At 44.5% G+C, this 18944-nt stretch carries 16 protein-coding genes; 9 read left to right on the top strand and 7 right to left on the bottom strand.

Features of this window, described 5'->3' with window-relative positions; genetic code table 11:
- Positions 1-175: 175 nt before the first annotated feature.
- Together SWOL_RS08260 and SWOL_RS08255 are read left to right on the top strand one after the other, a co-directional pair.
- Complete coding sequence (locus SWOL_RS08260; protein ID WP_011640996.1) at positions 176-799, top strand: ComEA family DNA-binding protein; 624 nt, start codon at positions 176-178, stop codon at positions 797-799.
- 25 nt (positions 800-824) lie between these two features.
- Positions 825-3110 (top strand): DNA internalization-related competence protein ComEC/Rec2, encoded by a 2286-nt coding sequence (locus tag SWOL_RS08255; protein ID WP_011640995.1) that lies wholly within the window; start codon positions 825-827, stop codon positions 3108-3110.
- 50 nt (positions 3111-3160) lie between these two features.
- On the opposite strand, the gene SWOL_RS08250 is transcribed toward SWOL_RS08255, so the two are convergent.
- The 4 genes from SWOL_RS08250 to SWOL_RS08245 form a co-directional block, all read right to left on the bottom strand.
- Entirely contained in the window at positions 3161-5362 is a 2202-nt protein-coding gene (locus SWOL_RS08250) for a 5'-nucleotidase C-terminal domain-containing protein (RefSeq protein ID WP_011640994.1), read from the bottom strand.
- Between the two features lie 93 nt (positions 5363-5455).
- A complete protein-coding gene (locus SWOL_RS14355; RefSeq protein ID WP_155814180.1) occupies positions 5456-5623 on the bottom strand; it encodes a hypothetical protein in 168 nt (55 codons plus the stop codon).
- Between the two features lie 27 nt (positions 5624-5650).
- Entirely contained in the window at positions 5651-5797 is a 147-nt protein-coding gene (locus tag SWOL_RS14350) for a hypothetical protein (protein ID WP_162010608.1), read from the bottom strand.
- A gap of 227 nt (positions 5798-6024) precedes the next feature.
- On the bottom strand, positions 6025-6660 hold the full coding sequence (locus SWOL_RS08245; protein ID WP_011640993.1) for an amidohydrolase family protein: 636 nt from the start codon (positions 6658-6660) through the stop codon (positions 6025-6027).
- Between the two features lie 117 nt (positions 6661-6777).
- Here SWOL_RS08245 and SWOL_RS08240 point away from each other — a divergent pair, with 117 nt between their 5' ends.
- Positions 6778-8424, top strand: a complete 1647-nt coding sequence (locus SWOL_RS08240; protein WP_011639746.1) for a transposase — start codon at positions 6778-6780, stop codon at positions 8422-8424.
- Between the two features lie 130 nt (positions 8425-8554).
- Here SWOL_RS08240 and SWOL_RS08235 read toward each other — a convergent pair whose 3' ends face one another.
- A complete protein-coding gene (locus tag SWOL_RS08235; protein WP_011640992.1) occupies positions 8555-9280 on the bottom strand; it encodes an amidohydrolase family protein in 726 nt (241 codons plus the stop codon).
- The gene (locus tag SWOL_RS08230) at positions 9268-10740 is read right to left on the bottom strand and encodes a potassium/proton antiporter (protein ID WP_155814178.1); all 1473 of its coding nucleotides are present in this window, start codon (positions 10738-10740) and stop codon (positions 9268-9270) included. The genes SWOL_RS08235 and SWOL_RS08230 overlap by 13 nt, the downstream gene beginning before the upstream one ends.
- 765 nt (positions 10741-11505) lie before the next feature.
- On the opposite strand from SWOL_RS08230, the gene SWOL_RS08225 reads away from it, so the two are divergent.
- Both SWOL_RS08225 and holA read left to right on the top strand, forming a co-directional pair.
- On the top strand, positions 11506-11880 hold the full coding sequence (locus SWOL_RS08225) for a hotdog fold thioesterase (protein ID WP_011640990.1): 375 nt from the start codon (positions 11506-11508) through the stop codon (positions 11878-11880).
- A 24-nt stretch (positions 11881-11904) separates the two neighbouring features.
- The gene (gene holA, locus SWOL_RS08220; RefSeq protein WP_011640989.1) at positions 11905-12882 is read left to right on the top strand and encodes a DNA polymerase III subunit delta; all 978 of its coding nucleotides are present in this window, start codon (positions 11905-11907) and stop codon (positions 12880-12882) included.
- Between the two features lie 33 nt (positions 12883-12915).
- On the opposite strand, the gene rpsT is transcribed toward holA, so the two are convergent.
- A complete protein-coding gene (rpsT, locus tag SWOL_RS08215) occupies positions 12916-13182 on the bottom strand; it encodes a 30S ribosomal protein S20 (protein WP_011640988.1) in 267 nt (88 codons plus the stop codon).
- Between the two features lie 401 nt (positions 13183-13583).
- On the opposite strand from rpsT, the gene spoIIP reads away from it, so the two are divergent.
- From spoIIP to lepA, 4 genes are all read left to right on the top strand, one after another.
- Positions 13584-14573 carry a stage II sporulation protein P gene (spoIIP, locus tag SWOL_RS13600; protein ID WP_155814177.1) on the top strand — a complete coding sequence of 330 codons (990 nt, stop codon included), beginning with the start codon at positions 13584-13586 and terminating at the stop codon, positions 14571-14573.
- A gap of 3 nt (positions 14574-14576) precedes the next feature.
- Entirely contained in the window at positions 14577-14876 is a 300-nt protein-coding gene (locus tag SWOL_RS08205; protein ID WP_011640986.1) for a hypothetical protein, read from the top strand.
- A gap of 450 nt (positions 14877-15326) precedes the next feature.
- On the top strand, positions 15327-16892 hold the full coding sequence (gene murJ, locus SWOL_RS08200; protein WP_011640985.1) for a murein biosynthesis integral membrane protein MurJ: 1566 nt from the start codon (positions 15327-15329) through the stop codon (positions 16890-16892).
- Between the two features lie 225 nt (positions 16893-17117).
- Positions 17118-18917 (top strand): translation elongation factor 4, encoded by a 1800-nt coding sequence (lepA, locus tag SWOL_RS08195; RefSeq protein WP_011640984.1) that lies wholly within the window; start codon positions 17118-17120, stop codon positions 18915-18917.
- Positions 18918-18944: the final 27 nt, after the last annotated feature.

The raw sequence follows: 18944 nt of genomic DNA, 5'->3' as shown, positions 1-18944 counted from the left end.
AGAAAAACCAATATGATTTTGTTTCTTAAGATTCGCTAGTAGCTTAAATAATCCTCCTGTTAAACCCATCTTTCAGAAAACATTCGAAATTTAGGGACAATAAACGATGTTAATAATATCACAAAATGGAGGACTTTAACATTTATTGGCGAATTTAAGTAATGAGGTGAGGTTAATGGATAATATAGACAAGCGCTACCTGATGGGCGGTTTTTTAATTTTGCTGGTGATGGTATTTATGGCCGGTTTCAAATATGCTGAATTCAGGTATCGTGATTCTTCTGAAAAGCTTGAACTTATTGAAGTAAATCCGGCGGAAAAGCCGGAGCATTTGGAAGATAACTTGATTCAGGTATATGTCTGTGGAGAGGTTAAAAAACCTGGGGTATACCAGTTGAAAGAGAACGACCGCGTATACCAGGCGGTGGAAATGGCTGGACCTGAAGATAAAGCTGATTTACGACTTATAGACATGGCCCGCCCTCTGGTGGATGGAGAAACCATTGTGGTTCCAGGAGAAGGAGAACTGACAGCAGAAATGGCCGGGGTGCAAGGAGCTTCGCAGTTGCCGGTTTCTTCTCCAGCTTCTCCGGTCGGCTCCGGCAAAGTTAATATTAATAAAGCGCCTGCCAGTGAACTGGCTGATAGATTAAACGGAATAGGACCCGCCCTCTCCCAGCGGATTGTTGACTACCGGGAGTCCAATGGAGCCTTTCAAAAAATTGAAGACATTAAAAACGTTAGTGGTATAGGAGAGAAGAAGTTTGAAGCCATAAAAGATCATATAACAGTTAGGTAATTGGACAGGGGGGGGTTAATGAATAATGCCCTTGTCATGGTTTGAGATTTTTATAGTACTGGCGGCTTCCGCCTGTTTCAGCTATTATGCTTGCTGGCCTTTATTTATCTTAATCTTTTTATTTCTCCTGGCAGGAGGAATTTGGGGTGGGAAGCACTCTCTGAGGTCTTATAGCGTTCTAGCCGTCTTGTTAGTGGCGGTGCTGTTTTTTAACTGGATGCAGAAGCCGGTACCGCTTAATTTAAAAGCACAAGACGGAGTGGTTTTAACTGGCCGGGTGGAGACAATTCCCGAATTTGATGGTAATAGGAGCAGTTTTGTACTTAAGAGCAAAGAGTCCCAAAGGGCCATGAAGAAAATTCAGGTATTCTGCAACTTCGCAGCCCCAGTACAGAAGGGTGAAGAAATATCACTGCGGGGAGATTTAAAGCTTCCCCGTCCTCCCGGAAATCCCGGAGAATTCGATTATCCACACTATTTATCCTATAGTGGGATTTATTATTTAATGTCGGTTAAAGAAGAAAATGCTATTACGGTAATATCCGCTCCGGGACGGGCGGAAAGCTTTTTGGCCGCTATTCGAAACTCGGGAGAAAGAATTATTGAGAATCGCCTTCCACCGCACGAAGCAGCCATACTTATGGGAATGCTGCTGGGCAAAACCGATACTATGGATCCCGAACAATACCGGGACTTTCAGAAAAGCGGGATAGTGCATATTTTTTCGGTCTCCGGACTCCATGTGGGCTTTCTTCTTTTGCTGATGGCCTGGCTTACTTCCCTCTGCCGAATGTCTCCGGGGATGAAGTTGGTGGTTATCAGCATTTTTCTTTTGCTTTACGCCTCGGTGATAGGATGGCCAGTATCGGTAATTCGTGCGGTGATAATGGCCATTCTAGGACTGCTGGCCTATTATTCAGGGAGAGAAAATGCTCTTCTTAATGGTCTAGGGCTGGCCGGGACCATAATAATCGTGAGTGACCCCTTTGCTCTATTCAAAATATCTTTTCAGCTATCTTTTGTGGCCACCTGGGGCCTGCTTTACCTTTTTCCCCTCATGAAAAAAAGACTTCAGTATACTAATCGCCTCTGGGATTTGCTCCTTATTCCTTTATCGGCGCAACTGGCCGTACTCCCTCTCACAGCCTATCATTTTAACCTGTTCAGCCCGGTATCTTTATTGAGCAATGTACTTACCTCTTATCTATCCGGAGCCTGTGTAATCCTGGGGTTGCTGGCTTTAATGCTGGCCACTATCTGGCCTTGGCTGGCCGGTATATTCCTCTTCCCGGCCGGGTTTTTTATTGAATTGATTATGGGCTTGAATAGCGCCGTCTTGAAGCTGCCTCTGGCTTTCTGGTGGGTTGCAACTCCGCACTTTATCCTGATAATCGTCTATTATCTTGGCCTGCTCCTTCTAGCTCTATCCTGGAGTAAAGACTATAGAAAAAAGGAATTCAAGTATCTTGGGCTTTCCCTGATGTTGCTCTTTATTTTGCTAATATCATTACCCGCCAGCATGTACCAGCGGGGGGTGATGGAGCTTGTGTTAATCGATGTGGGGCAAGGGGACAGTATTCTTTTAAAGAGTCCCGGAGGCAAATTTGTCCTGGTAGACGGTGGGGGAAGCCATTATTCTGATCCAGGCAGTAAGAAATTGCTACCCTACTTGCATCATCGTGGTATAAGGAAAATTGATGTGATTATCAATACTCACCCGGATATAGACCATATCCAGGGGCTGGAGAAAGCCAGTAAGGAGCTCCGCGTAGCTCATATTGCCTTACCCTATTGTTTAAAGGATGCTAAAGAATATGAGGAACTCAAGGGGATTGCGGCCAGGAAAAACATTCCTTTAATTTTCCTGAAAAGTGGCCAGCGGCTCAACCTAGAGAAGGGATGCGAACTGGCTGTTCTTTATCCGGAAGAAGAGCGTTATCAAGGAAACAACTTTAATAATAAATCGCTGGTATTGCACGGTCAGTACGGAGCTTTTTCCTTTTTATTGACTGGTGATGTGGAGAAAGAAGGAATGCAGGAATTGCTGCAGCAGGGAAAGTTGGGGACAAGTACGGTACTAAAGGTACCACACCACGGCAGCAAAGGCTCCCTTTTGCCAGAATTTTACCGAGAGCTTAATCCCCGCTGGGCTATTATTTCCGCTGGAGCCAACAACAGCTTTGGCCACCCTCATGCCAGCGTGTTAAAAGAACTGCAAGAGCAGGGGATAGAGGTTTTACGCACGGATGAGGACGGAGCCATAGTTTTCCAGAGCAATGGCCGCTGGGTTAAAATAAAAACCGCGCTGTAGGTGCCAGGCACTTAAGTTGTTAAGTTATTGAACACAGGGTCAAATGCCAATCAGGTGGCTGTCAGAGTCTGCCATCCCCATTTTACCTCTAAATAATTTCTGATCATCACCGCCGCCTCTGCTCTGGTGATGATTCCTTTTACAGCAGTAATATTTCCGTTATTCTTGGCAGCAATTCCAGTCTTGACGCAAAGGGCGATACTGTTCTGTGCCCAGGCGGATGGTGTGCCATTGATACTAAAAAAATTCAGCAGGGAAGGTATTTCCGACTGGCTAATTTCGGCTTTGAGCCCGCTGACCTGCATAGCCCTGGCAATTATGGACATAGCCTGCTCACTGGTGATCTGGTCTTGGGGGCCAAATTTACCGTTGCCGTAGCCGCTTATGATATTGTGTTTGCTGGCAGTAGCGATATATTGATAGTACCAGTCGGTGACTTTTACATCATTGAAAGGATTTACACCATTTTCCGGCTTCAATTCCAATGCTTTAACTATGATAGCCGCGAACTCAGCACGGGTTAGGTCACGGTCAGGAGCAAAGTTTCCATCCCCCAAACCACTGATAATCATACTGGAACTTAAATCGTTTATAGCTTCTTTGGCCCAGTGGTTATCAATGTCCTTGAAATGGAAGATATGAATACGGCCCTGTCCATTCATATGCTTGTATTCATGACCGACAACACCACCTAATTTGTCTGTCATATAGCGTATTAGAACCTGATTGTCTATCATGACTTCGTCTTTCAGGAGTGTATTGTCCATGAACAACCCGAATCCGTCACCGCCATTTTTGATAAGATAGCTGTGTGATGCCACGGTATAGGTTTCATTTAGATCAAGAGGTTTTCCGCCGATCATAACGTTATGTACTCGATATTCACCGCCTACCTTTACAAAGTTACCCTTATCATCCAATATGACAGAAGGCTTTATATAAGTATGTATATCGTAAGTTAAGCCCGATACTTGCTGAAAGCCACCGGATTCTCCAGGTGTATTGCGCGCCCCCATCTCCAGCAGATCCAATATCTCTTGTCCGGCAGCTGTAATCAAGCATGCTAAGTTACCGAACGGGTGAACGGAGATTATATCATTATAGGTTATATCGCCGGCGGCTATATCGGCGCGAATTCCGCCGCCGTTTACAACTGCGATGTCTGCACCCAGGAGATCGCGGTACGCATCCGCAACCAGATCGCCAAGATTGGTCTCACATTTGCGGATAAGGCGTTTACCGGTCATCGGATTGTTGATAACCAGAGTAACATCGGTCTTGGCAACAACAGTATTTAATAGTTTCTCGTTTTTTACCTTAATATTATTAATATGACCTTTTATATTTTCGTCCTTGTCTATGTATCCAGTGATCAGATCAGTAGTAATCGTACCGTTGGAAGAACGGGTAAGCTTGCCGATTGAGGCCAGCCTGGGGCCGGTGGAAGTCAGAACAACATCTTTGCCATCCTTATTTGGATAGATCTTGCCCTTAATGGTGCTGTGGGAATGGCCATCGATAAAAACATCGATACCTGTCGTGTTGGCAATAATATCGGTTGACTCCCAGGGATCATATGTATCACCAACACCGCAGTGGCCCACAGCTACAACGCAGTCTGCGCCCTCAGCCAGCGATGCATTGACTGCATTTTGAACAGCTGAGTATAATTCTTTGCCTGTGCTGTTTTCACAAAAACCATATATGTAGTTACCCTGACTATCTTGAAAATATTTAGGAGTGGATGAGGTAATGGATTTTGGGGTTGTTATACCCACAAACCCTATTTGGGTATCCCCAAAGTCGATAATCTTGTAGGGCTTAAATACGGTGTCTCCTGTTTGAAGGCTTTTAAAGTTACACGATATAGGGTTAGCATCCAGCTTTTTCATAAGCTCGTGCAAACGATCCATTCCATAGTCGAATTCATGATTGCCCAAAGTTACAACATCATATCCGACTTTATTCATGATATCGATTATGTATTCACCTTTGGAAAGATAGCCGATTGCACTGCCCTGAACAGCATCACCTGCATCGACAAGAGTTACTTTATCTTTCCCATAGAGTTTTTCCATTTCTATTTTATAGGCAGCAAGACCGGCATATCCAATATTGTCATCCACGCTGCAGTGAACATCATTTGTATATAGGACCACAATTTCGCCGGAGGCATCTGCCGGTAAGACTGATCCAAACAGAAATAATGTTGTACAGAGCATAAAAATAGCCGCAACGATTCTATTTTTCATATTTATAACCATTCCTTTCGCTAACGCTCAGGCACAAAACATGATGAAAGAATTTCTTTCAGACTTCCCCAGAACAAATCCGGGTCGGGGCGTTTAATCCCACCAAGCCAGTTTATCGATTGTCTGATACCTGTAATCAGCCAGGACGTGATGCCCTTTGCAGTTGAAGTGTACCAGATCAAGATACAGGTTGAAACGATCTGGATGGTTCCAAAAAACCGGTGCGACTTCAGCAAAAGGAACCTGCATTTCTTTAGCCAAAGATTTGATTGCATCATTGGTAGCAAATTAGTAAATGGCTATTCCTTTTATTAAAGAGCGCCAGTTGGACTGTAAAGCTTCAATTTTGCGTTGGTTGCAGTCATCCATTTCATAGGAAGGAGCAAATTCTCCCAATACAACCTTGATGTTTCTCTTATGTGGTTCTTCAATCAAAAAGCGATACATTTCTAAAATCGAGGCTAATACGGGTTCCCATTGAAATTCCTGATCAACGGGCGTAAAGGCTTGTGCTCGTACCTGCCCATATCTGTGGCGCGAAGCAAAAAGAGAAAACAGCTTCGGTTACTCAGCGCACGGATGAGGACGGAGCCATAGTTTCCAGAGCAATGGCCGCTGGGTTAAAATAAAAACCGGGGCGAAAGAGCAATCGATTTAATTAGCTATTTCAACCCGGCCCTTTGTAATATCCGCTCGAGGGCTTTTTCGCTATTTATTCTTACTGCTTCAGCATCTATAGTAAGCAGAGCAGCATTCAGCATCAAGAACCTCCCATCAACCATAGTTGCCCGGACATCACTGGCCAGAGCCTGATAAACCAGTTGGCTGTAAACACTACTGTGTGTAGCCGGTTGGTTATGCCAGTGCTCCAGATTGACAATAGCTAAATCAGCCTTTTTCCCAGCTTCCAGGCTGCCTATCTCTTTTTCTTGTCCCATGGCCTGCGCACCACCCAGAGTAGCCATTTCGAATACCTTTTCCGCCGGCATACTGGTAGGACCGTAGAAAGGCTTGTGAATCAAAGCCGCCAGGCGCAATTCCATAAATTGACTAAGATTATTATTGCAGGGGGCACCATCGGCACCCAACGAAACCTGGGCTCCCATATCCAGCAAGGCTGGAACCGGAGCCAGCCCAGAGGCTAGTTTAAGGTTGGAGGCCGGGCAGTGAACCACATTGACCCGCTTTTCGGCCAGGATGTTCATTTCTTCCTCATTTATGTGAATACAATGAGCCAGTATTACTTTATTATGACACAGCCCCAGCTGTTCAAAGTAAAAAATATTTCTTGATGTCACTGCAAAAAGTCAAAAAAGTCGTATCAGCAAGCAGGAAAAACCTTACCGAATAGCGAAGTATTATAGAGAAAATAGAAGAAACACAACGATAAACCAGAAATTCGGAGGTTTTTCAAATTGTTTAAGCCAAATAATGATCATCTTCAAGGAAAAGTATTTAGCGATTTCCAGCGGTTCAACTCCGTTGTAGCTAAACGGCTTAAAAATTCCTGGTCAATGGTATTTTATGAACAGGTCTTCTGCCTTATTAGAGAAGAACTATTTGCTCCGCTCTATAGTTTGGAATGGGGAAGGCCCAACTTTCCTATCAATATACTAGTAGGCCTGGAGATTATTAAACACTTGTTTGATTACACTGACCAGGAACTGCTAGATCAGTACTATTTTAATTACCAGGTACAATATGCTCTGGGAATAGAAAATATCGGTGAAATATACTTGGGAGAACGGACCTTGTACAACTTTCGAGAGAGAGTGGTTCGTTATTCCAAAGAATATCCCGAAAAGGAGGCTCTGGCTTTTCAACAGTTTGAAATACTTACCCGGAATTTCCTTGGTTTAGTCGGGCTTAAAACTGATGAACTACGCATAGATTCCACTTTAATTAGTCCCAATATCAAGAAAGCCGGTCGTCTTTCCCTGGCTCATGATGTACTGGCACAAGCAGTAAGAGCCATACCCGTCGCTTATCGCAGCGAGAATCTAAACAAAGTACTGGAAGATTCCTTCAAGAACAAATTATTATACCAGACCAAGAATAGCCAGTTAGACAGTAGATTACAGGCTGTACTGGATTTAATGAGTGAAATATATGTCCTATCCCAAAACCATAAAACTATCGCTGATTTAGAAAAGGTGAAAATCCTGCTGCGCTTCCTCAATGAACAGGCTAATTGCGATGAAAACAGCGGGCGATTCAAAGCCAAAGCAAGCAAAGAAGTCAGTTCCGATTCACTACAATCAGCGTATGATACAGATGCTACTTACCGGGATAAGGCCGGGAAAAAAGAATCGGGTTATACAGCCACATTCACCGAAACCTGTAATAGCGAAAATGATGTTCAGATTATAGTTGATTACACAGTCGAACCCAATAACAAGAGCGATGTAGAAATATTTCAGGACCGTATGGATATTATCAAAGATAATACCAATGCCAGCGATATTTACGCTGATGGCGGTTACTACGGAGAGAATGTGATAAATAAAGCCAACTCCAAAGGTATAGAAATCCAGCTCCATTACACTGATATGACTGGCAAAACAGCCCCCGAAGGACAGCTACCAGCTCATCACTTTGTCTTTAACAAAGATATGGAAATGGTACAGTGTCCGGGAGGCCAAATTCCCAGCAGCAGCAAGTACAATAGCAAAACCAAGATAACTACTAGTCATTTTCCTAAAGAAGTCTGTAATAACTGTCCTCATCGGTGCAATTGTCCTCTAAAGGAACAGAAGAGAGATATGGTAGTAAGGATATCCAAGAAATCCATACTGGCATCTCAAGTACGGGAAACAGTAAACGATCCTCACATAAAACACGAAAACATCAGCAAACGCGCTGCGATTGAGGGAACAAATTCGGCCATCAAAGGATGCCAGGGTGCAAAAAGATTAAGAGTGCGCGGTAAAATCAAATGTACCTTACAAATAGGTTTTAAGGTAATTGGTCATAATTTCAAACAGATATTTAGGGCTTTAACCAAACAGATCAAAAAACCAAAGATAAAAACAAAGGGGTTATTGTGCCCAAATCCAAATTAAAAGGGTGAAAATGACAATTATGGTTCTTAGTATGGGTTAATTTGGTCCCAAAAAGCTCATTTTTCAAGTAAAATCTATTATCAATGTACTGAAAAATTTTACCATAAGGTTGAGCTTAAGGAAAACACGCCTATTTGGCAGTGACATCATTTCTTAAACCTCGTTCTTTTTCAACAATTCTGATTTCACCCCGGTTCTCCGAAGCATGGCTGTGTACGGGTATCTTGAATTTTTCTGAGAGCTGGCTGACTTCCCGGAGCAATTCCTCGCTGCAAGATACTGCGAAACGAGGACAAAAGGCATAATGTATACGTCCTTGTTCCTGGCCGTTCCAGCGCTCGAAAAGATCCATGCTTTCCTGCAGAGATTTCTCCCGTGAGTCTATCAGCTTTTCCGGCACTTCATCCCCGCAATCCATCATGCATTTGCCTCCCAGATAGCGTAACCCGGATTGTTTCACTGCTTCGAACAATGAATTTGTATGCCGGACCGTACCCATATCTATAATGGAGGTGGTAGCTCCGGAAATGAGTTCGGCTGATGCCAGGAGGGCAGAGTAATAAAGGGATTCTTCGTCATGAGCTGCTTCCAGGGGCCAGATCCGTTGCTTCAGCCAGTCCAACAGTTCCATATCATCTGCTGCTCCCCGAAAAAGGGTCTGGCAGAGGTGAACATGGGCTTGTATAAGGCCAGGAATTACCAGCATGCCCGCAGCGTCTATTTCCTGCCGGGCCTTATATCCCTTTAGCTCCCCTATTTCCTTTATCCGGTCGCCTTCTATCAGGATGTCCGCTCGCAGTATATCTCGCCTGGAGTTCATGGTAACCAGGGTTCCGTTACGGATTATGGTTGACACGAATATCCCTCCCTATCATTCTGACCATTGCTTCCATCCAACAAGTCCAACAATTCCTCTTGATAGTCGTTTTTAAGCAGAATAAATAGCAGGTCTTTTGGTTTTATAACAGTATCTCCCCGGGGGGTTATTATTTCCTCCTGCCGCACAATGGCAGTTACCAGGCTGTCCTGGGGCCAGGGTATATCCTGCAGGCTATGGTTAACCAGCCAGGAGCCTTTATCCACGCTATATTCCAACAGTTCGCTCTGCGTCTCCTGCAAGGCAATCAGCTCAAAAGAAAAGGGATTGGGAGTTTTATTGCCTGCCAGCAAACTCAGCTTTTTGGCTACCAGGTCAATACTGGAGCCCTGAATCAAGGCCGACAATAATACTACGAAAAAGACCACATTAAAATAGTAACTGCCTCCTTCTAATCCTTCAACATAAGGATATGTTGCCAGTACAATCGGGACTGCGCCCTTGATTCCTCCCCAGCAAATAAAGAGTTTTTCTTTTAAGCTGTATTTCCAAAAAATTGTGCAAATAAAAACCGCTACCGGCCGTGCTATAAAAGTTAAGATTACAGCAATAATGATACCATGCTGCCAGTTTTGTATGAGATTTGATGGAAATACCAACAACCCCAGCATCAGGAATAAAACAACCTGACTGAAGGTGGACAAACCTTCAATAAATCTGGCGATGCCTTGTTTATAAACGAACTCTGCATTTCCTATGTAGCAACCAGCGATAAATACGGCTAAGAAGCCATTGGTATTTAACTCATCAGCCAGACCATAGCTTAAGAAGCAGAGACTTAAAATAAGAACATAATAAAAGCCGCCTGAATCAAGTTTGATCCGGTTAATCAAGTGAGGCGCGGTTTTTCCCAGCAAATAACCTATGGTTAAGCCGGCCAGTATCTGCCAGAGCAGTTTGCTTAAAAAGAGCTGCCAACTGGTGATTTCTCCTTGCATAAAACTGATAATGGTAATGGTTAATATAATAGCCATGGGGTCGTTGGAAGCCGATTCTACTTCGATTGTGGCAGCAGTTTTGGGTTCTATGCGCTTATTGCGGAATATAGCAAATACTGCGGCAGCGTCTGTTGATGATACAATTGCCCCGATTAAGATGGCTGATTCCAGGGGCAAGCCAATCAGCAGGTGGGACAACAGTCCCAGGGTAACAGCCGTTACAATTATCCCCAGAGTAGCCAGAGAAAATGCGGGCTGGAAAGCCAGGCGCAACAATTCCTTTTTAGTGCTGAACCCGCCTTCAAATAGAATAATAATCATACAGGCAATGGCAATTTGCTGTGCCAATATCGGGTCATCAAATTGTATAAGGTTAAAACCATCGCTTCCAAAAATCATGCCCAGAGCTATAAAGATTACCAGGCTGGGAACTCCAAAGCGAGCAGACATTTTGCTGGAAAAGGTAGCAATAAGAAGCAAAACTGCAAAAAAGAATAACATTGTTACCCCCGTGATATATATCATTTTTATACTAATCCCCATGGTTAGGGGTTACAAACAAAGATGAAAAGTGAGTTAGTAGGCGCTGGAATAGTAAGATGTAGTAGCAAATAACTTAAACCCCTCACCCCTTACCCCTCACTCCTCACTTTTCTTACTATAGTATTAAGATTACCATAGTTTCCAAGCAGTTCGAAAATTCTTCGCTAAAAAGAAAACAGATAAGGTCCAGAAATACTGGTTAAGACTTCGTCAAATAGGGCATTTTTCCAGACTTTGATCCCCGGTCGGAATTGCCCTGCTTAAGCCCCTGGGGTATAATCGTGTCAAAAGATAGCAAAAAGTTATTAGTATTCATTGGTTTGTATAAATATACTGCTCACCTCCTTTTGCCTGCTCGCCTTCGCCGGTGCAACCTTAATAGTGACATCCAAAGGATGGAACATCAGGAGTACCCGCAGGGTGTTGCATCCATGCTTCGCTCACGCTCGCTTTGTATATTTATGCAACCCTTATGCAACAAAAGGGGTCTTTGCAGTGGAACCCCTCATGGCCGGTGACCACAACCACCAATGAAAAGTGATTTAGTAGGGGCTTGAATGGTAAGATGTAGGCAGGAAATAAACTAAACCCCTCACTCCTCACTTTTCTCACTAGTCATTTAAGTATACTTCCTCACTGGATTATTAAAGGGGAAAGGAGATAAGAAAGATTATATCAGAAAAGTCTATAATATTTGATAATGAATTTTTTAAGAATACGGTTATGGAGGTTCTGGGGATTGAAATAACGGAGTTTTCCGAGGAGCGGGTAGTGGCTACTATGCCCGTAACCCCCAGGACCCATCAACCCTTTGGTTTTCTGCATGGCGGAGTATCGGTGGTAGTGGCTGAGACGGTAGCCTCAGCCGGTAGTTATCTCTTTATTGATGTGGAAAAACAACGGGCTGTGGGTCTGGAAATAAACGCTAATCATATTCGCAGCAAGCGCGATGGAATGATAAAAGCTGTAGGGATTCCGGTTCATGTAGGGCGTAGCACCATTGTATGGGATGTCCGGATCTATGATGAGGCTGGGGATATGCTATGTATTTCCCGCTGTACCGTAGCAATAATCGAATTGCGGGACGAAAAGCAATAGTACAGCGAAAGGAACGAGTATCTTATGAGTAGGAGGATTTATTTCCTTTGGGGTGAAGAAAGCTATTTAATTGACCGGGAACTGGAAAGGATTGCAGCGATTATAGGTCAGGAAAGTGGCGAAGAAGTGGAAACTATTTATCTGGACGCAGATGAGCTGAATGCCTATGAATTACTGGAAGCCCTGCAATTCAGTCCTTTATTTTCCTTGCAGAGGCTGGTGGTAATAAAGAGGCCCTGGTGGTTGGGAAAAGCCAAACGACGGGGGGGTAAAACCGCCGAAATAGAGAAAATATTCTTAGATTACCTGCAGCAGGATATGGAGGGACAGGTACTGGTACTGACAGCCAATGAACATAGTACTACTAATCCCCTGGTAAAGATACTGGATCGTGAGGCCACCGTAATCGCTTGCAAATCCCTCGGCAGCCAGCATCTGTCGGAATGGATTAATAAGGAGTTCGCTTCCCGTGGTTTGAAGGTAGAAAAGTCCGCCGCCAACCTGATGGCGAAAAGCGGACAGGATATGTATTACCTGCAAAATCTCATTGATAAAACCGCCTTACTGGTAAAGGGGCGGCCGGTAAAAATTGCCGATATTGAAGGAGAACTGGAGACAAAAACTGAAATCAAGGTATTCAAGTTGAGTGATGCTTTATTGAAGCGTAACCTGAAAGCCTCTTTCCAGGCCTATAATCAACTGTTGGTTCAGGGAGAACACCCGATTTTATTTCTTTATATTATTGTGCGCCAGTTCATGGCCCTGGCCAGGGTCAAATACTATAATGAAAAATCATATGGCAGCAAGGAAATAGTGGCACAGACAGGTTTGCATGAATTCATGGTAAAGAAAATGTTGGATAATGCCCGCAATTTTAGCTGGGATGAGTTGTGGCAGTTATTTCAAATATTTTTGCAAACGGATGTTAAATTTAAGAGCAGCAGCCTGGATGATAAAATGCTCATGGAGGCCCTGATAGTGGAAATCTGCAGCAAGAGGTAAAAAATAAGAACCTGCCCGGAGACAGGTTCTTGCTTACTGGCTAATACTATTCAGCTTTTTACTCAAAGCTGATTTTTTTCTGGCTACATTATTCTTATGAAGTATTCCTTTGGTGATGCTCCTATCTAAAAGGGAGGTTACCTGCAACAGTTTGTTGCTGGCTGTATCCAAATCCTCCGCAATTATTGCATTTTCATAATTCTTTATTGCCGTTTTCAGCTTACTTTTATAAGCTTTATTTCTGAGCCGGTTGGCTTCTGCCCTGCGGGCTCTTTTGGCGGGGGTTTTACTTTTGGCCACACTTTCACCTCCTTGTAAGTTGAAGACTAACAGGAATACTATAGCACTCCCCAAATTAAATTGCAAGTATTAGTATGGTGCCAGGCACTTAAGTTGTTAAGTTATATTTTACCTCGTTTAAGCATCGGAAGAAACTGCGTAGTAGTTTTAACACAGCGCTGCAATGAGGTGGGGAATTGGAAAACTGCCGCCTGTTTCGCAAATATGTAGCAGCCGCTTAATAAAGCAGAGGATATATTTTGCCTCGTTATATTAGAGCCCGCAATAAAGGAAAGACTATATTAAAAAGAACCGGGTTCTAATTATCTCTTGTCCACCATAAATTTAATAAGATATTTGATGGTGGGGTGGACAGGGTGCACAAGCATTATTTTGGGACTTTTATAAAAAGCATCTTCCTTATGCAATTATTTTTATTGGTTTTGATAACCGGGGTTAGTGCTGAGATTAGCAGCCCCTATCTTGGGAAGATGCCTGCTTTCAATGTGCAGAATATCTTGCTGCCTTTTAAAAAAATTGAGCTGGATAAAAAGCAGGCAGCCAGTCTCTTCCGGGAAGTAAATGTGGTTTTTGCCGGAGAAAAGACTTCTTTTCCTATGACGAGGCATTATTTTAAGGAAAAGATGCCGGAAGAATTGATGATATCCAGTATCCAGGCCCTGGCCTATGGCCGCAGCGAAGAAGATCTCAGGGAGAACGAGGGGGAGAACGAGGTTCAATTGCCCGAAGTTGAGCCGGAGCCGCTGGAGGAGAGTCGGGATATTGATTATAGCAGCTTTTTTAAAGACTGCAAGGTAGTATTTTACTGCACCCATAGTGCCGAATCCTACATTCCTGATAGTGGGAAGGCCCGTTGCGACGGGCAAAGGGGATTGGTTAATGAGGTGGCCAGGAGTATTAGTAAATCATTAAGCAAACGGGGACTGCCGGCTGAATTCGAAGACCGGATTCATGATTTTCCCGAATACAACAAGAGTTATACCAACTCCCGGGAAACAGTACAAAAAATACTCCAGTCCAATAATAGAATGCTGGCCTTGTTTGATATTCATCGCGACAGCATACCCGGTCTGGAAAAAGCCGAGACCGTGGAAATAGATGGAAAGAAAAGCGCTCGCATTTTGATAATTGTCGGAACCGATGAGCGCAAAAGCCATCCGGAATGGCGGAAGAACCTGGAATTTGCCCAGGAAATCTATCGTCAGGGGGAAAAGAAATATCCTGGTCTGATAAAAGGGATCAGAACTAAGGCCGGGACTTATAACCAGGAGTTTTTCCCCCGGGCCTTGTTGCTGGAGTTCGGCGGCGATTTGAACTCTTTCGTTGAGGCCCGCTATGCAGGAATGCTTTTTTCTGATATCTTAATCGAAGTGCTAAAGGAGGATTTATAACCAGTGTCGAAGTTAAAGCAGTTCTTTTTAATTTTTATTTTATTAGTACTATTTATTGGTGGGCTAAATCTCAGCAATCAGGGAATAAACCATCTTACTCTGGACAATCGCGGCCCGGTATTTGCCTGTAATTACGAGCAGGGTAGTTTAAATTTACAGTTATTATCCCAGGATTATAAAGTGTCCCCGGAGCTGGTGAATTACGAGTGGCAGCTTTTGCGGCAAACTGCAAAAAACCAGGGTCAGCAGGCAGTTCAATATTTGAATAAATCATGGCTTATATTTAAGGCGATATTTCTCTAAATCGCTCCTGCTTGGTTAGTAAGAAAAGTGAGGAGTGAGGAGTAAGGGGTGAGGGGTTAATTTTTTTCTACTACATCTTACTATTCAAGCCTCTACCAGCTCACTTTTCATCGGTGGTTGTGGCCCCTGGGCCATGGGGGGTTAGTAAGAAAAGTCGCCGGTCGTCGGTCGTTAGGTGTCAGGCGTCGGGAGACGGAGGACAGAAGGCGGAAATCGGAGGACGGAATGGTCGCCAGATGCCAGTGATTAGAAGGGGTATTCCCAACTACATCTTATTATACCAAGCGCATACTAACTCACTTTTCATCGGTGGTTGTGGCCCCTGGCCATCAGTGTTCGGCAAATTGAGGGGTGAGGAAAACAGGGGGACAAGGCAGACAACACAAAAGAACCGTCCCCTTGTGTTACACTCGCTTTAACTAGCGGCATCAATATTGGAGTTGATAGTATTTGAGCGAAAGGGGAAGAAATGTAGCCCGGGCCGCAGTTCTGCTCATGATCACGGTAATACTATCGAGGATATTGGGCTATGGCCGGGAAGTAGCCCTTTACACTCTATTTGGACAGGATTATATTACTGATGCCTACCGGGCCGCCTTTTCCATACCGGATTTCATTTATATGTTACTGGTGGGCGGAGCTTTGAGCTCTGCTTTTATCCCAGTTATCTCTACTTTTGTGGCTCGCGATCAGGAAGAGGATGCCTGGCGCTCCGCCAGCATTGTATTAAACTATGTGCTTTTGCTGATGCTCTTTATTATGGCCCTGGCCTATCTGTATACCCCGCTATTAATGAAGATACTGGTTCCCGGCTTGCCTGCCCAGTACAGTGAACTGGCGGTATATCTTACCCGCATCATGTTCATTCAAACCTTTTTCATGGCTCTCAACGGGATGGCCATGGGGATATTAAATTCATTCCATCATTTCTGGGCTCCAGCCTGGGGAAGCCTGCTTTACAATCTGGTGATTATTGTGGTGGGAGTTGGACTGGAGAAGCATTTGGGTATTACTGCTTTTTCCCTGGGAGTGGTTCTCGGTGCTGTTGCCAACTTTATGGTGCAGATTCCCGCCCTGCGCCGCCTGGGGATGAAATACTATTTTTCTTTTGACTATAAAGACCAGGGCTTTCAGGAAATAATCCGGCTCATGGTGCCGGTTTTAGCTGGGCTGGGAGCAGTACAAGTAAGTCTTTTCGTGACCCAGAACCTGGCTTCGGGCCTGGCTGCAGGGACTGTAAGCGCGCTAAGCCTGGCTCAGCGGATAGTAAATCTTCCTCTGGGAATTTTTGCGGTATCTTTGGGAGTAGCGATTTTCCCCACCTTAACCCACCTGGCGGCCCGCGGAGAAATAGCCCAGTTTAAACGCAGCAGTTCCCTGGCCATAAGAGCCGTATTTTTACTCACCATCCCGGCTTCTCTTGGCTTGATGGCCCTGGGTGAGCCGATAATTAGACTACTTTTTGAGCAGGGGCGATTTTCTGCTACGGCGGTAGCCATAACCAATGAAGCTCTTTTCTTTTATTGTTTTGGCCTTTTTGCCTACTCTTCTTTGCAGGTTCTAAACCGCAGTTTTTATGCTTTGCATGATTCTTTTACCCCGGTTGCAGCTGCTTTTATCACTATAGTTGCTAATATCCTGCTTTCTTTAAACCTGGTGGCTACTATGGGGCATAAAGGTCTGGCCCTGGCCTATTCGCTATCGGGATTGGCTGGGTTCATCTTTTTGATGCTGGCTTTACGAAAAAAACTGGGCCAACTGGGAGGAGGCAGGATTGTCGGCAGTTTCCTCATTTCCCTGGGGGCCTCCCTGGTGATGTGGTCTCTGCTGCGTTTGTTTACAGAAAGAATGCTAGTGTTTTGGCCGTTGATGGGCAAGCTGCAGCTTCTGATGCTAGTAGGCGGGGGAGTATTTTTCGGCGCTATTGTCTATGGCCTTATTATTTATCTCTTTAAACTGGAAGAGTCTCAATTACTGCTTAATATGCTCCGGCATCGCCTGTCGAAAAACTCTTAAACCCCCATCAATTGAACCGCGGTGCTTAATCAGTTATAATTTGAGAAGCTCTGAAATCGGAAGACGGAGGACGGAATGGTTGCCAGACGCCGGGAGAGGGAACGGTAGTTTAGCGATTGTTCAACTATTGTTCAACCATCGTTCAACTATTGTATTAGCAAAGTAAGGCGTTTAAGTTGTTTCCTACTACACCTTACTATTCATAAAACACCTGGAGGTTAAAATTTGCAGAAGAATATTAGGAATTTCAGTATTATAGCTCATATAGATCACGGTAAGTCCACCCTGGCGGACCGTCTGCTTCATTTGACCGGGGCGCTCAGTGACCGGGAAATGAAAGAACAGTTTTTAGACAAGATGGAGCTGGAAAGGGAAAAGGGCATTACTATAAAGCTTAAACCGGTGAGACTCAATTACCGGGCCCGGGATGGGCAGGAATATATTCTTAATCTGATTGATACCCCGGGTCATGTTGATTTTTCTTACGAGGTTTCGCGCAGCCTGGCTGCCTGTGAAGGAGCCTTGCTGGTAGTTGATGCCTCCCAGGGGATAGAAGCCCAGACCCTGGCCAATGTCTATATGGCCATGGATCTGGATTTGGAAATAATAGGGGTAGTTAATAAAATCGACCTGCCCGGAGCGGAACCGGAAGTAGTGAAACAGGAGATGGAAAATGTACTGGGGCTGGACCAAGATGAAGTTTTGCCTATTTCGGCCAAACTAGGTACCGGAGTAGAAGATGTCCTGGAAGCGATAGTGGAGAGGATTCCCCCTCCTTCAGGCGATAAGGAAGCAGCTTTAAAGGCCTTGATATTCGACTCCTATTTTGACCCGTACAAGGGGGCCATATCCTACATCCGGGTAGTAGAGGGTGAACTGCGCCAAGGTGACATGATTCGTATGATGTCCAGCGGCAAGGAATATGAGGTAGACGAAATAGGAGTCTTGTCCCCATATATGACCGAGGTTGAAGTTTTGAGCTCAGGTGAAGTAGGCTATGTGGCGGCGGGAATGAAAAATGTAAATGATACCCGGGTTGGCGATACCATCACTGGGGCCAGGCGGGCAGCCCCGGAGGCATTATCAGGATATCAAGAGGTAAAGCCTATGGTATATTGCGGGCTTTATCCCCTGGAGAATAGCGAATTTGAGCGTCTGCGCGATGCGCTGGACCGCTTAAAACTAAACGACGCTTCCCTTTTTTATGAACCAGATAACTCTGATGCTTTAGGCTTTGGCTTCCGCTGCGGCTTTTTGGGCCTTTTGCACCTGGAGATCGTCAAGGAGAGACTAGAAAGAGAATATGACTTAAGCCTGCTGGCTACGGCTCCCAGTGTAATATACCGGGTACTGCTGACTGATGGCAGTGAACTTATGGTGCAAAACCCCACCCACTGGCCTCCCCCGCAGAAAATTGACCGGGTGATGGAACCCTATGTCAAAGCTTCTATAATGGTTCCCAACGATTATGTAGGGACGATAATGGAACTCTGCCAGGAAAAGAGAGGCAGTTTTATTACCATGGAATACTTGACCTCCCACCGGGTAGTTATTAATTATAGATTGCCCCTGGCGGAGATTCTCTATGATTTTTTTGATGCCTTGAAATCGCGAACCCGCGGCTACGCTTCATTGGACTACGAATTTCATGGTTTTGACACTTCAGATTTGATCAAACTGGATATCATGCTTAATGGAGAAGTAGTAGATGCCTTGAGTTTTATTGTTCATGAGGACAAGGCCTATTACCGGGCGCGGGCTATTGTAAACAAATTAAGAAAGATAATACCTCGCCAGATGTATGAAGTAGCCATTCAAGCAGCAATCGGCAACCGGATTCTAGCCCGAGAAAACATCAAGGCCATGCGCAAGGATGTTTTGGCTAAATGTTACGGTGGCGATATAACCCGTAAAAAGAAGCTATTAGAGAAACAAAAAGAGGGAAAAAAACGGATGAAGCAGATTGGCCGGGTCGAAGTACCCAAAGATGCCTTTATGACTGTACTGGACATTGAAAATGATTAATGATGAATTATTAATGAAAACGAGAAG

This window comes from Syntrophomonas wolfei subsp. wolfei str. Goettingen G311 (genome assembly GCF_000014725.1).
Lineage (GTDB): Bacteria > Bacillota > Syntrophomonadia > Syntrophomonadales > Syntrophomonadaceae > Syntrophomonas > Syntrophomonas wolfei.
The sequence above is the reverse complement of the archived record's forward strand: the minus strand, read 5'-3'. Positions and strand labels throughout refer to the sequence as shown.